Source organism: Rhodococcus sp. BH5, assembly GCF_027583855.1.
Taxonomy (GTDB): domain Bacteria; phylum Actinomycetota; class Actinomycetes; order Mycobacteriales; family Mycobacteriaceae; genus Rhodococcus_F; species Rhodococcus_F qingshengii.
In genome coordinates this window covers 85,169-99,100 of record NZ_JAJHVW010000015.1, presented here as the reverse complement: position 1 = coordinate 99,100, position 13,932 = coordinate 85,169, and the positions used below count along the sequence as shown (strand labels likewise).

At 64.0% G+C, this 13,932-nt stretch carries 11 protein-coding genes; 5 read left to right on the top strand and 6 right to left on the bottom strand.

Annotated features, from left to right (window positions below):
* Positions 1-35: 35 nt before the first annotated feature.
* Entirely contained in the window at positions 36-1,247 is a 1,212-nt protein-coding gene (locus tag RhoBH5_RS27870; protein ID WP_064112464.1) for a hypothetical protein, read from the bottom strand.
* A 104-nt stretch (positions 1,248-1,351) separates the two neighbouring features.
* On the opposite strand from RhoBH5_RS27870, the gene RhoBH5_RS27865 reads away from it, so the two are divergent.
* The gene (locus RhoBH5_RS27865) at positions 1,352-2,698 is read left to right on the top strand and encodes a DUF5691 domain-containing protein (protein ID WP_064112465.1); all 1,347 of its coding nucleotides are present in this window, start codon (positions 1,352-1,354) and stop codon (positions 2,696-2,698) included.
* Between the two features lie 58 nt (positions 2,699-2,756).
* On the opposite strand, the gene RhoBH5_RS27860 is transcribed toward RhoBH5_RS27865, so the two are convergent.
* The 5 genes from RhoBH5_RS27860 to RhoBH5_RS27840 form a co-directional block, all read right to left on the bottom strand.
* Positions 2,757-3,887 (bottom strand): acyl-CoA dehydrogenase family protein, encoded by a 1,131-nt coding sequence (locus tag RhoBH5_RS27860; protein ID WP_064112466.1) that lies wholly within the window; start codon positions 3,885-3,887, stop codon positions 2,757-2,759.
* 8 nt (positions 3,888-3,895) lie between these two features.
* Complete coding sequence (locus RhoBH5_RS27855; RefSeq protein ID WP_007736177.1) at positions 3,896-5,071, bottom strand: acyl-CoA dehydrogenase family protein; 1,176 nt, start codon at positions 5,069-5,071, stop codon at positions 3,896-3,898.
* Between the two features lie 107 nt (positions 5,072-5,178).
* Positions 5,179-5,625: a hypothetical protein gene (locus RhoBH5_RS27850; RefSeq protein ID WP_007736175.1), complete on the bottom strand. Its 447-nt coding sequence runs from the start codon at positions 5,623-5,625 to the stop codon at positions 5,179-5,181.
* A 68-nt stretch (positions 5,626-5,693) separates the two neighbouring features.
* Positions 5,694-8,228 carry an ABC transporter permease gene (locus RhoBH5_RS27845; protein WP_270009028.1) on the bottom strand — a complete coding sequence of 845 codons (2,535 nt, stop codon included), beginning with the start codon at positions 8,226-8,228 and terminating at the stop codon, positions 5,694-5,696.
* Between the two features lie 4 nt (positions 8,229-8,232).
* The gene (locus RhoBH5_RS27840) at positions 8,233-9,006 is read right to left on the bottom strand and encodes an ABC transporter ATP-binding protein (protein ID WP_003945134.1); all 774 of its coding nucleotides are present in this window, start codon (positions 9,004-9,006) and stop codon (positions 8,233-8,235) included.
* A gap of 262 nt (positions 9,007-9,268) precedes the next feature.
* Between RhoBH5_RS27840 and RhoBH5_RS27835 the strand changes: the two genes are divergently transcribed.
* The 4 genes from RhoBH5_RS27835 (at position 9,269) to RhoBH5_RS27820 (ending at position 13,908) form a co-directional block, all read left to right on the top strand.
* Positions 9,269-10,831, top strand: coding sequence for a long-chain-fatty-acid--CoA ligase (locus RhoBH5_RS27835; RefSeq protein ID WP_030536912.1), 1,563 nt, complete (start codon positions 9,269-9,271; stop codon positions 10,829-10,831).
* A gap of 22 nt (positions 10,832-10,853) precedes the next feature.
* Positions 10,854-11,264: a YchJ family protein gene (locus tag RhoBH5_RS27830; protein ID WP_007736170.1), complete on the top strand. Its 411-nt coding sequence runs from the start codon at positions 10,854-10,856 to the stop codon at positions 11,262-11,264.
* Positions 11,265-11,320: 56 nt separating this feature from the next.
* On the top strand, positions 11,321-11,917 hold the full coding sequence (locus RhoBH5_RS27825) for an AMIN-like domain-containing (lipo)protein (RefSeq protein ID WP_007736169.1): 597 nt from the start codon (positions 11,321-11,323) through the stop codon (positions 11,915-11,917).
* Positions 11,918-12,009: 92 nt separating this feature from the next.
* Complete coding sequence (locus tag RhoBH5_RS27820) at positions 12,010-13,908, top strand: ABC transporter ATP-binding protein (RefSeq protein WP_019749303.1); 1,899 nt, start codon at positions 12,010-12,012, stop codon at positions 13,906-13,908.
* Positions 13,909-13,932 lie beyond the last annotated feature (24 nt).

The following is a 13,932-nucleotide window of genomic DNA, read 5'->3' as shown; positions in this document are numbered from 1 at the left end:
GTACCCCCGACCTTACAGCTCCGGCGACGGCCTGACTACGGCGCCCGACGCTCGTTCCCAGAGGTCAGCAGTGCAATGTCCCCGTAAAGCGCCGCCCGGTGAGCGAACATCAGCTCTTCCACACCGTCGAATTGATCCCCGACGTAGTGCGTGTTTGCAGCCGAAAGTTCACGTGAGCCCGAGCGCGCGAGTAGGTCGTCGATCCGGCTGTCGAGGCTCGCTGCATGCGCAACCGCGCGCTGCGAACTCAACTGATCCTCGGCCCGTGCGACCAGGTCACCGATCCGCGCGAGGGCCGCGACGCGCTCGACCAGCTGGTCCCAGACCGCGCCGAGCGCTTCCCTGCGCGAAGCGATTCCAGCTCGGGTTCCCTCGTCGCGTGCCAGTGCAGCCGCGTCGTCCAACTCCGCAAGAATCGAACGCAGCGCGACGGTGTCGACCGCGATCTGGGTGATCTCGTCGGCCAGGTCGAGTTGGTTGCGCTGAATGACGAAGTGGTCGGAATGCCACGCGCTGGAGCTTTCGATCCGGTCGAACAGATTCCCGGCGAGGTAAAGCAAGGCGTCGTACTCACCGGCGCGTCCCTCGGGTTCTGAATCGACCAGTCCGTCGAGGACTTCCGCGATGCGCCTTCCGGCATCGGCGATGACACCGGTTCCCTGGACCTTCCCGAACTGGGCGGCAAGTTTGTCGAGTGCTGCGTTTCCACTGCTGGCCACGACACCGAGCCCCACCGGCAGCTTGGCTGGAACCGGTGTACGGGTGAGCCCGGCAAAGAGAGCCTCGCGTTGCTCGACGTCGAGATGCAGGCCGTCGCGCCGGTCCTTGCGGATGGCACGGACACTGCTCGCGAAGTGACGATTGGAATGCACGATCGCCGATCGCATCGACTGAACGCGCTTCTCGAGCGCCTGCACCCGTCGTTCGAGGACAACCTGAACAGGGCCGATGCGAGTTGCGAGCAGTCGACGCCTGGTGCGGGCCAGCTCGTCGGTGAGATACCGCAACTCCGAGAAGCCGCCGATCTCCGGGAACGAACGTCCGACACTGCGCCGGTTCGCCAGGATCGACCGCGTCGACTCGTCCACATAGCCGCCGGCGATCAGCAGCGCGACATCATCGGACAACTCCGGCCGGTTCGACTCGACGGTTCCCGCCGCACACCACTCCCTCACTCGGGTGGAGATGAGCGTTCGCCGTTCGGTCACCGACGCCACGACAAAGACGTCATCAGTTCCGTCTGTCATCTCACGCCTCCTTGTGGTCGCCGGATACCACTGTTCCAGAATCTGCCGACACGCGCCCGACCCCTGCGGCCCAGCTCGACGCACCCCTGCCATACCGTAGGCGGGTGACCTCCCTGCGATCAGACGCGCACGCAGGTCACTCGCGCGCATCGAAGACTGATCCAGCAGTTCAACCGCTGCTTCCCGACCTCGCGATCGAACAACTTCAGTCGTTGTTGCAAGTACGTTCCTGGACTCTCGCGGAATGGTTCGCGATGGCCGACCAACGCGGATTCCTCGCGCCCGCGGCCAGTGTCCCGCTCTTCATGGAAGCCGCGCTGAAGTATCCCGAGCACCGCGAGGCGCTACTTCGCCTCGCCGGTCGACGCGGGCAGTACCTGGCGGAGCAGAACCCGGATTGGGCCCAGCTACGACGAATCGGAACACGCCGGGACGAGCTGTGGCTTTCGCCCGATCCGGACGACCGTACGGCCTGGTTCGATTACATACGTACGGTCGACCCGGAACTGGCGAGCGAAGAGCTCGAGATCGCTTGGGACGACGAGGCCACGGCAAGCCGGCTGCACTTCCTCGACCATCTCGACGTCGGGCTGGGTGAACACGACTACGCGCTCCTCGAGCGTGCACTCGACGATCCAGCCGTGCGGGTCCGTGAGCGTGCAATTCAACTACTACGGCAACTCCCCCGATCTCCGTTTGCCTCTCGAATGGTCACTCGGGCTCGGTCCTGGGTGCGGCTCGAGACGAAGCCCTTGCGGCCGCGCCTTGCCGTCCGATTGCCCGGCTCGCTCGACGACCTCGCATTTCGTGACGGCATCGAAGACGTCCACTACAAGAACAAGGGCATCCGGCGCTGGTGGTTACGGCAAGTCGTGACCGCCACTCCGCTGACGCTGTGGGAATCTATGGCCGGTTCGCCACGCGAGGCCCTCACCATCCCCATCGAGAAGCAATGGCGCGCGGTGATGATCGAATCATGGATTGCCGCAACCGTTCTCCAGAAGAACACCGCGTGGGCGTCGGCATTTCTGGAGCGGGACGGGCGCACGACCGACCGGAGAATCGTCGCCATCGCGGACCCACGCGAGCGCGTCGAGTACATCGTTGCCGGCCACGCGGACGAGTACCTTCTGGGCGTCGACGGCAGCGCACTACTCGACGGCATCGACCGCCCATGGCCCCTGGCCGTCGCCGAAAAGTTGTTGAACGCCTTGGAGAACGAAGCGATGGAGCATGCTGCGACGGGTGAGGACTTGGGCATCCACTCGCGTCACAGTCACTTTTCCACCCTGCGAAGCGTGCAGGCGCGCTTCCCTTTCGACGCCGTACCGCTTCTGCAGGACGCGGCGGCCCGAACGAGTGACCCCGGGTGGCAACACGCATTCACCGACAGCGCCGTCAACATCGAGCAGCGCCGACTCCGCTTGGACGTCCTGCGCAATCACCGCTGAACGACGAAGGGGCCGCATCTTTGGAACGGAATGCGGCCCCTTCGTCGTTCGTGAAAGATCAGACCACGCTGACCATCTCGTGATCAGCCACACCGGCGGCCAACACCCGAAGGTGATCTTCGGTGCTGCCGAGGGTGTGCTCGATGGCGACGAGTCGGCTCACGTAGTGCCCCACCGGGTACTCTGCGGTCATACCGATACCACCATGCATCTGGATCGCCTCCTGGCCGATGAGCCGAGCCGAACGCCCGATCTGCAACTTCACCCGCGAAGCGATCACTGGATCGACGACGCCGTCGGCAAGGGACATCGTTGCGTACAGACTCATGCTGCGTCCCAACTCGAGCGAGACGTACAGGTCGGCGGCGCGGTGTGTCAGTGTCTGGAACTTTGCGAGGGGAACCCCGAATTGCTTACGCGTCTTGAGGTATTCGGTGGTCAGGCGTAGCGCCTCTTCCATCGCTCCGACAGCCTCGGCGCACAGCGCGGCCTGCTCACGGATCTGCGCGGCCTGGATCAGAGCAGTAGCGTCACCGCCCTCACCGAGTGCTTCGGCCGGCGTATCGGTGAACTCGATCTGCGCCCCGCGCAACCCGTCGTGAGTGGCGTAGGACTTGCGTACCAAACCGGAGGCATCGCTCTTGACGAGGAACAGTCCGACGCCACCGCCGGGGAGCGCAGCGCTCACGACCAAGATGTCCGCCGTCGCGCCGTGGCCGACGGGATTCTTGATACCGGTGATGGTCCAGCCGCCGTCGACCTGGGCCGCCGCGGTGGCCCGTTCGGTTGCCGGCCAACGGATTCCGGGTTCCTGGTCGGCGAACGCGAGGAACGTGGTGCCCTCGGCCACTCCGGGAAGAATCGACGAACGCTGCTCTGCACTGCCACCTTCGGAGATGAGGCCGCCCGGCGTCACGACCGCGTCGAGTAGCGGCTCGGGTGCCAAGCGTCGACCGATCTCGGTCATGACCGCGCCGATTTCCACTGGGCCGGCGTCCATGCCGCCGTCGTCCTCGGAGAATGTCAGGCCGAGCAAGCCGACCTCGGCCAACTGCTTCCAGACCTGCGGGCTCCACCCGGGATCAGAGTCGATGATCGCGTTGCGCTTCTCGGCGTCGTAGCTACGCGCGAGGAGATCCTTGGTGGTGTCGCGGAGAAGTTTTTGTTCGTCGTTGAGTTCGAAGTCCATGCCACGCCTCACAATCCGAGGATCGAGGAGGCGATGATGCTGCGCTGCACTTCGCTCGATCCGCTGTAGATGGATACCTTGCGGTAGTTCAAGTACGTCGGGGCAGTGTGCTGCGCCCAGCTCGCGGAGGCGATGTCGCTGCCCGCGTCGTACGGCAGTGAATCAGGGCCGGCCACGTCCATCAGCAGTTCGACGCTCGCCTGCTGCAATTCGGAGCCACGAAGCTTGAGCAGCGACGACGCCGGGTTCGGCTGGCCGTCAGCGGAACTGGCTACCACCCGGAGCTGAGTGAGCTCGAGGGCAAGCAATTCGTTTTCGAGTTCGGCGAGACGAGCAGCGAAGAGCGGATCTTCGAGCAGTGTTCCGTTGCCGACCTTGACCTCGGCAGCGCGGGCCTTGGCCTGGGCCAGACGAACCTTCGAGAACCCGACGCGGGTGACACCGGTTCGCTCGTTGCCGAGCAGGAACTTGGCGTAGCCCCAGCCCTGGTTCTCTTCACCGACCAGGTTCTCTCCCGGAACGCGGACGTCCTCGAAGAACACTTCGTTGACCTCGTAGCCGCCGTCGATCAGCTTGATCGGGCGGACCGTGACGCCAGGCGTCTTCAGATCGACAAGGATGAACGAGATGCCGGCCTGACGCTTGGGCGCATCGGGATTGGTGCGCACCAGGCAGAAGATCCAGTCGGCGTACTGTCCCAGCGTCGTCCAGGTCTTCTGACCATTGATGACCCAGTCGTCGCCGTCGCGGACCGCACGGGTCTTGAGCGAAGCGAGATCGGAACCGGCCTCGGGTTCGGAGAATCCCTGGCACCACCAGATGTCGAGGTTCGCAGTCGCCGGAAGGAACTTCTCCTTCTGCTCCTGCGAGCCGAAGGCCGCGATGACCGGACCGACCATGTTGGCGTTGAACGCCAAAGGTTCGGGAACCGACGCAAGCTGCAGTTCGTCGAGCCAGATGTTGTGCTGGACCGGGGTCCAGTCCTTGCCGCCCCACTCGACCGGCCAGTGCGGTACCGCCAGACCGTGAGCGTTGAGGATCTGCTGCGCCTCGACCATACGGTCGCGCCCCAACTCCTCGCCGTGGGCGTACGCCTCCCTGATGTCCGCGGGGATTTGCGTACGGAAGAACGTCCGCATCTCGTCGCGGAACGCTAGTTCCTCGTCGGTCAATGCCAGGTTCATCGGGATTCCTTCGCACTCGAAACCGGATTCATGTTCGGTTCGACCGTACCCCGACAGCTATGGAGGCGGAACAGGTACCGCAAAAGACGGCACTCAGGGCCGACCCCCTACACGGTTTTCAGGACCAACAGGTAACCCCCGCCCGCGGCGTCGATACTTGTTTCGACATTCAACGCGGGAGCCAGACGCGACAACCGATCGATCAACCAATCCGACGCTTCCTGGGCGTCGTCCTTGCCGGGGCAGCGAGCGACGGCGACGCGGCCACCCTTTCGCTCGAGCTGCTCCACGACCCCGATGATCGGGGCGGGATCCACGACGAACAGCCGATCCGGCCATTCCACAACAGGTTTGACCGCACCCTTCTTGGTGTTGCATGCGCGGTGCGCCAAGCGTTCGACGCCACCTTTGGTCTTGCCACCCTTTTTTGCGGTGTTGATGCTGTCGATACTCGGGCCGCGCGGATCATTGACGGACATATCGGGATCGACCGGTTCGTCACACAGCCAGCAGCGCCAGGATTCACGTTCGCCGACTTCTTGAAGGGTGCTCATGTGGCAACGGTACCGTGCGCACTTTCGGCTGCTTCCGCTACCAAAAGTGCGCACGGGGGCCGAAGGCCCTACATGTCTGCAATCGCCTCGAGCGGCTTCGTCTTGGCCGCTCGGTTGGCCGGCCACAGCGCCGCCAAGACACCCACCACACCCGAGCCGATCAGCATTCCGACCACCTGACCCCACGGGATCGTGATCTTGTCGAGGCCCTGATCCGCGAGAGTGCTCACGAAGGCCCAACCGAACGCGATGCCGAGAACAACTCCGACCGCCGCGCCGTACACCGCGATGAGCACCGACTCGAGGTAGATCGTGCGTCGCATCTGTCCGCGCTGCATGCCGACAGCTCGCAGCATTCCGATTTCTCGTCGCCGCTCGACCACCGACAGTGCCAGGGTGTTGATGATGCCCAGGATTGCGATCACGACCGCGAGTGCAAGCAGTCCGTAGAGGATCGCCAACAACGTGTTGATCTGCTGGCCCTGAGTTCCCTTGAACTCCTCACGATCCTGCACCTGGACGACGACGTACTTCTCCGTGGCCGTTTCGAGCTCGGATCGCAGCGTTGTCAGATCCGCGCCAGGCTTCGCCTTCACCAGCACCACGAAGTCCGGCAGACTCTCGGCCGGCATCAGCTTCCGATACCCCTCGTCCGAGACGATCCACGAGCCGATCAGCTGGTTGTCCTCGAACACTCCCGCGACAACCGTCTGGTACTCGACGCCGCCGGGACCGGTCAACGTCTGGGTCGAGCCGACAGTCCAACCCTTGTCGTCCGCAGTCGACTTCGAGACGAGCATGTTGTTGCCGGTCAGATCGACCGTGCCCTCGAGGATCTTGTATTCGAGCACGCCTTCGATCGGGCCGTCGAACGAAGCGCCCTGCTCGTCCTCACCGTCGACCTTCGCACGCACTCCGTGCAACGACGTCGCGCTCTGCACGTCGGGCACTTGTCGGACGGCGTCGGCCGCACCTCGCGGCACGCCGATCGCGTTGGGACCGGTCAGGATGTAGTCGGCCGAAACACCCACGTCGACAAGAGCATTGATGCTCGCCTTGGCCGAGGAACCGAACACTCCGATGACCGTCACCAGCATCAGACCGAGAGTCAACGCGAATGCCGTTGCGGCCGTGCGACGGGGATTGCGCACCGCATTGGTACGAGCCAATCGCCCGATGGCACCGAACGGCTTGGCGAACACGGCACCGAGCGCGCCGACGATCGGCCGCGACAGCGCGGGAGCCCCGAGAAGCACCGCGATGATCAACGAGAACGCACCGAGCCCGACGATCAGCGCCGCGCCACCACCGGTACCGCGAGAGCCGAACACGAGCAGTGCCACACCGATCACGCCGAGAATCGCACCGATCAACGTCCGCACTCGCAGTGAGTCACCGGTAGAGGCGAACTCCTCACGCATGGCCGCTACCGGCGGGATCTTCGACGCACGACGAGCCGGGGCGTAAGCGCTGAGCGTCGTGACGACGACGCCGACTACCAACGCGACGATGATCGTGCGGGCACCCACCTGGAGCGGGCCTTCCGGCAGACCGACGTCGAATGTGTTGAGCAGACTGCGCAATCCGTAGGCGAGACCGATACCGCCGAGCAGACCGATGATGCTGCCGATGAGTCCGACCACGAGCGCCTCGGTGACCACCGAACGGCCGACCTGCGCTCGGCTCGCACCGATCGCACGCAGCAGCGCCAGCTCACGAAGACGCTGCGCCACGATCATCGAGAAGGTGTTGTAGATGATGAACGTTCCGACGAGCAGAGCAATCGCGCCGAACGCCAACAGGAAGTAGTTGATGAAGCTCAGCGCCGAGTCGACCTCGGCCTTGGTCTCCTCACGAACCTGGTCGCCGGTCTGCACCTTGAGATCGGGGAAAACCTGCTCGACGCGTTGCTGCAGTTCCGTCTGCGACACCCCGTCGCCCGCGACGTCGATGTACTCGACGTGTTGGCCGTCGGTGAAGAGTCCACGGGCCTGCTCGTCGGTGAAGAGCGCGCCGATGAACCCGCCGGTGTCACTGCCCGCCCCCTCGTAGATGCCGGACAACGTCACGTCCACGATTCCGCGGGCCGGTGCCAGAACCTTGGCGGAGTCCCCCACCTTCAGTCCGGCTCGCTCGGCGGCGCTGGTGTTCAGCGCGACCTGACCGGTCTGCGTCGGAGGCGCGCCCTCGACGAAGGTGTCGGATTCGGCAATCGCCTGGCCCGGCGGTAGGTAGGACTGACCGATACTCGGCGCGCCGCCGGTCTGAACAGCGCCGCCGTCTGCGTTGATCAGGACGATCTGTCCACTGACGGCCGGGGCTACCGCTCGGACGCCGTCGACTGCGGCAAGTTTGTCGACATCCTGGACCGGAACGCCACTGGTGTTGCGCTCTTCCATCGATACCCGGACGTCGACGCCCTGGGCGGTGTTCTCGAAGATCGAATCGAAAGTCTTCTGGAGGGTGTCGGTGAAAACGAACGACCCCGCGACAAAAGCCGTGCCAAGCACCACGGAGAGAACCGTCAGCGCAAGTCGCACCTTGTGTGCCGCCAAGTTGCGCAGGGAAACCTTGCGCATCGGCGAGTTGCTTACCGAAGCCATGTGCTCAAGCCCCGGCTTCCACGTTCACGACCGCCTGCGGAGCGTCCAGACGCTTCATCCGGTCGAGGACCGAATCCGCCGTAGGCTCGCGCAATTCGTCGACGATCTTGCCGTCCGCGAGGAACACCACCCGGTCGGCATACGCCGCTGCCCGCGGATCGTGCGTCACGATCACCACGGTCTGGTTGAACTCGTCGACGGCCGCCCGCAGGATCGAGAGCACCTCACCGGAGGACTTCGAATCGAGGTTTCCGGTCGGCTCGTCGCCGAAGATGATCTCCGGCTGACCCGCCAGCGCACGCGCACACGCCACACGCTGCTGCTGACCACCCGAGAGCTCTCCCGGCCGATGATCGAGGCGATCCCCGAGACCCAGCTTGGTCAGGACGCTGTTCAACCAGGTCGGGTCCGCTTTGCGTCCCGCGATGTCGAGCGGCAACGTGATGTTCTCGAGCGCGGTCAGGGTCGGCACCAGGTTGAACGCCTGGAAAACGAAACCGATGCGATCGCGTCGCAATTGGGTCATCTGTTTGTCGGAAAGCGTCGTGAGTTCCGTGTCACCGATGAGAACAGAACCCGAACTGGCGGAATCCAGACCGGCGAGGCAATGCATCAGCGTCGACTTACCGGAACCGGACGGCCCCATGATCGCCGTGAACTCACCGCGGGCGAAATCTGCGGACACCGAACTGAGGGCGTGCACCTGGGTATCTCCGGTGCCGTAGGTCTTGGACAGGCCGACTGCGCGGGCCGCGACATCCTGGGCGTGCGAACTCATGATCGCCTTTCCTGTTCACTTCGGTGCTACTTTGCGGGCGTGACGGGCGCCCGTGAAAACACGGACGCCCGCAATGGTTGGTTCCATCCTGTCGGGTGGCGGGCGCGCCCGCCATCGGGGACCACCCTGATATCTGCGGCCGAGCCGGTCAGGGTCGGGGGAATGCGACCCCTCCTGCTTGTGCGCATTGACTGGAAACAGCGATACGAAGACCGGGCGCACATTAACCTTGTGACACCAATCACACGAGAGAGGCGGCCGAATGTCCGACGCCACCGCTGGAATCATTTTCGATCGGCTAGAGCACTGGGCGACGGTCAAGCCTGATCAAGCAGCGATGACCTTCCAAGGGACCGAATTCACGTGGGCTCAGTGGCGGGACCGCATCTTGCGTATCGCCGCCGCCCTCGCCGAATCAGGCATCGGTGCCGGCGACACTGTCGCGTTCGTCGACAAGAATCATCTGTCCTGTCTCGAAGTCACCTACGCCGCCTCACTACTCGGCGCCGCGAATGTCGTTCCCAACTGGCGACTTTCGAGCGAAGAGCTGGATTACGTTCTCGCGGACTGTGGCGCTCGCATTCTGTTCGTCGGCAGCGAACTACTCCCCCAGGTCGTCGCGATGCGAGACCGCTTGACGGCCGTCGAATCGATCTTCGCCGTCGGCGGTGAACACGACGAATTCGAGCCGTGGATCGACGAGGTCACACCGCTGCACTCCCGCCCCGAGGTGAGCCCCGATGCCACCGCTCTGGTTCTCTACAGTTCCGGGACGACCGGTCGCCCCAAGGGTGTCCAGCTCACGCATCGAAACCTGTTCGCGCACAGCAACAATGTCCTCGAAATCCTGCCGGCCCACGAGGATCACCGATTCTTGATCGCGATGCCGATGTTCCACGTCGGCGGAACGTGCTACGCCATCATGGCAATTCACACCGGTGGCCGCTGTTACTTCACGAGAGAAGCCGACGGACCGTCGATCTTCGCCGGTCTCGCCGCCGGAGCCAACATCGCCTTTCTCGTCCCACCGGTCATTGCCGGAGTCCTGGCCGCAGGCGAGCAGGCGGTCGCCGCCTTCAAAGCATTCAAACGCATCACCTACGGCGCCGCCCCCATGCCGCTCCCACTGTTGCGCGCGGCACTCGCAGCGTGGCCGGACACCGAATTCGTGCAGGTCTACGGCATGACCGAAATGGCAGGCGTCATTACCGCGTTGATGCCGGACGTTCACCGCGACGAGTCGCAGGTCGAGCGCATGGCATCAGCAGGTACGGCGATCCCCGGCGTCGAGATGCGCGTGGTGGACCCCGTCACGCTCGAGGACGTGCCCACCGGAACGACCGGTGAACTGTGGTGGCGATCCGAACAGTGCACACCCGGATACCTGGGCAAGCCTGAGGCGACGGCCGAAACGATTACCGCAGACGGGTGGCTACGTAGCGGCGACATGGGCCGCGCCGACTCCGGCGGCTTCGTCTTCATCGAGGACCGCCTCAAGGACATGATCATCACCGGCGGCGAGAACGTCTACTCCCCCGAGATCGAACGAGTACTGGTGGAGCATCCGGCAATCGCCGAGGTCGCGGTCATCGGCGTTCCCGACGACCGTTGGGGTGAAACCGTCAAGGCTGTCGTGGTTCTCACTGCCGAAGCGCAGATCGACGAAGCCGAACTGATCACCTATACACAGGAACGCCTCGCAAAGTTCAAGTGCCCGACCAGTATCGACGTCGTCGAGATTCTTCCCCGCAATCCCACCGGAAAGATCCTCAAACGCGACCTCCGCAAACCGTACTGGGAGAACCGCGAACACAAACTGGTCTGAGTTCGCGTGCTGTAATGGGGCGGTGACTTCGCGCCGCCCCACCACACCCAATCCGACCGATCCGTGCCCGTGCGGCAGCGGCAACGCGTTGGCCGAATGCTGCGGCAAGTACATCAGCGGAGTAGCGCACGCACCGACCGCCGAAACCCTGATGCGTTCGCGTTACACGGCTTTCGCTGTGATGGACGACGAATATCTCACGCAGACTTGGCATCCCGACCATCGCCCAGCCCAACTCGATCTCGACCCCGACCAGAAATGGCTCCGGTTGGAGATCCTGGACACCGAACGGGGCGGGCTGTTCGATTCCGACGGCGTCGTGGAATTTCGCGCTCACTACACATTCGGACGCGAGCGGGGAATGCTCCACGAACGCAGTCGATTTGCGCGAACAGAGGGTAAGTGGCTCTATGTCGACGGCGATATCGGTTAGGTAACTCCGGGCACCGCCGCCGCGGATCCCGATAACGCGAGCCCTACGATCGAGTCATGACAACGAACCGGACGAGATCATTTGCCGCTGTCGCTGCCATCGCAGTGGGCGTGAGCCTGACTGCCTGTTCGCAGGACGCGGAGACCACTCCCACGGCAGCCACCTCGGCCGTCACCTCGACCTCGACCTCGAGTGCAGCAGCGTCGACCACAGAACCAGTCCCGACGGACAGCTCCGACAAGACGTCGGCTGCGGGCACCGAATCCAAGCTCACCGTCGTCGACATCCGAGTGGGCGAGCACGACGGATTCGATCGTGTCGTCTACGAAATGGGCGGAACCGGCACACCCGGTTGGCGCGTCAAGTACGTCGACGCGGCGACGCAGGAAGGCAGCGGTAAGCCCGTGGACATCAAGGGTGCCGCAGTGATCCAGGTCCTGATCGACGGTTCCGCATATCCCTTCGACAGCGGAGTCGAGCAGTACTCCGGCCCCAACCCGGTCCCCGGCGTCGGCGGAGTCGTGACCGAGGTCAACGGGTCCAACGTCTTCGAGGGAGTCACGCAGTCGTTCATCGGCGTGACCGAGAAGCAGCCGTTCACGGTCACGACGCTCAGCGACCCTCCTCGCGTGGTGGTCGACGTGGCCCGCTGAGGCCGCACTTGACCTGAAGTTTGGTTGAGGTTCTACCTTCGTGTCGTACCGGCCACGTAATCTTCGTGGCCGGCGACCGGAGGGGCGAAGTCATGAGTATGGAAGTCACCGCGTGGAACGCGATGTACAACGCGATGCACGCGCAAGAAGATCGGCGCCCGTTCTCGAAGGCGACACTGAAGCGGATCGCGACGTTCGCAGTTCCACAGAAACGCAACCTCAGCTGGTACCTCGTACTGAGTGTCGTCACTGCTGCGCTTGCCGTGGCAACACCTGTCCTGGCCGGGCGCGTGGTCAACGCGATAGTCGGCGGCGACGCCGTCGACGTGGTCGTCAAACTTGCCGCCCTGATCGCACTGGTTGCACTTCTCGAAGCCGCTCTGGGACTGTTGACCCGGTGGCTCTCGGCCAGCATCGGCGAAGACCTGATCCTGCATCTGCGCACCACCGTCTTCGATCACGTCCAGAAGATGCCCATCGCGTTCTTCACCAGAACTCGAACCGGAGCACTGGTCAGCCGTCTCAACAACGACGTCATCGGCGCTCAGCGCGCCTTCAGCGACACCTTGTCCGGAGTGGTCAGCAATCTGGTCACCCTGGTGATCACGCTGATCGTCATGCTCGGGATCTCCTGGCAGATCACCGTCCTCGCGCTGCTACTTCTCCCGATCTTCGTCATCCCCGCACGGCGCATGGGCGCAAAACTTGCAGCACTCAATCGTGAAGCAGCCAACCATAATTCGCTCATGAGCACCCAGATGACGGAGCGGTTCTCCGCTCCCGGCGCGACTCTGGTCAAGCTGTTCGGCCGCCCGTCGCAAGAATCTGCGGAGTTCGCGGTTCGCGCCAGGCGTGTGCGCAACATCGGAGTCCGGACCGCAATGCTGCAGTCCGTCTTCGTCACAGCGCTGACGCTGGTCTCGGCCCTTGCTCTTGCCCTCGTCTACGGACTCGGCGGTTTCTACGCGCTGCGCGGACAGTTGGACGCAGGCGCCGTCGTGGCGATGGCATTGTTGTTGACGCGGCTGTACTCGCCGTTGACCGCACTGGCCAGCGCCCGGGTGGACGTCATGAGCGCCCTGGTCAGCTTCGAGCGGGTATTCGAGATTCTCGATCTGGCGCCGCTCATCACCGAGAAGCCCGATGCACGCACGGTGCCGCAGGGCCCGGTGTCCGTCGAGTTCAAGAACGTCACTTTTGCTTACCCATCCGCGGACAAGGTGTCTCTCGCGTCCCTGGAGGAAGTCGCGATCCTCGACACCCGCGGCGGCGAGGACGTGTTGCACGACCTGTCGTTCCGCACCGAAGCAGGACAGATGGTCGCCTTGGTCGGCACGTCCGGTGCCGGAAAGTCGACCGTGGCGCAGATGATTCCGCGCCTCTACGACATCGACTCCGGTTCGGTCGAGTTGGGCGGCGTCGACGTCCGCGACCTCAGTGCCGATTCCATCCGGGAGACCGTCGGCATGGTCACGCAGGACGGGCACCTGTTCCACGAGAGCCTTCGATCCAACCTGCTCCTTGCACGACCGGATGCCACCGAAGAAGATCTGCGTGAGGTTCTGGAGCGCGCACGGCTCACCGACCTGGTTGCGTCGCTGCCCGACGGACTGGAGACCGTGGTGGGTGAACGCGGTTACCGCCTCTCGGGCGGCGAGCGTCAACGCCTGACCATCGCACGCCTGCTCCTGGCCCAGCCTCGCGTCGTCATCTTGGACGAGGCCACCGCGCATCTCGACTCGACGTCGGAAGCTGCGGTTCAGGAAGCACTCGGCGAAGCACTCGCCGGGCGGACTGCGGTGGTGATCGCTCACCGATTGTCGACGATCCGTTCCGCGGACCTGATCCTTGTCGTCGAGGCAGGCCAGATCGTCGAGCGCGGCAACCATGAGGAACTGCTCGCGCGCGGCGGCCGCTACGCCGAGTTGTACCGCACGCAGTTCGACACCAACGCCCGGAAGAACGGCGCCCTCGCACCGACGCCGATCTGATACCGCGCAGCGCCTTGCCCCCCC

Bases quoted from the DNA above. Each gene is read 5' to 3' on its own strand.
- RhoBH5_RS27870 (WP_064112464.1), bottom strand. From the start codon at position 1,247: ATGACAGACGGAACTGATGACGTCTTTGTCGTGGCGTCGGTGACCGAA.
- RhoBH5_RS27860 (WP_064112466.1), bottom strand. From the start codon at position 3,887: ATGGACTTCGAACTCAACGACGAACAAAAACTTCTCCGCGACACCACC.
- RhoBH5_RS27855 (WP_007736177.1), bottom strand. From the start codon at position 5,071: ATGAACCTGGCATTGACCGACGAGGAACTAGCGTTCCGCGACGAGATG.
- RhoBH5_RS27850 (WP_007736175.1), bottom strand. From the start codon at position 5,625: ATGAGCACCCTTCAAGAAGTCGGCGAACGTGAATCCTGGCGCTGCTGG.
- RhoBH5_RS27845 (WP_270009028.1), bottom strand. From the start codon at position 8,228: ATGGCTTCGGTAAGCAACTCGCCGATGCGCAAGGTTTCCCTGCGCAAC.
- RhoBH5_RS27840 (WP_003945134.1), bottom strand. From the start codon at position 9,006: ATGAGTTCGCACGCCCAGGATGTCGCGGCCCGCGCAGTCGGCCTGTCC.
- RhoBH5_RS27835 (WP_030536912.1), top strand. From the start codon at position 9,269: ATGTCCGACGCCACCGCTGGAATCATTTTCGATCGGCTAGAGCACTGG.
- RhoBH5_RS27825 (WP_007736169.1), top strand. From the start codon at position 11,321: ATGACAACGAACCGGACGAGATCATTTGCCGCTGTCGCTGCCATCGCA.
- RhoBH5_RS27820 (WP_019749303.1), top strand. From the start codon at position 12,010: ATGAGTATGGAAGTCACCGCGTGGAACGCGATGTACAACGCGATGCAC.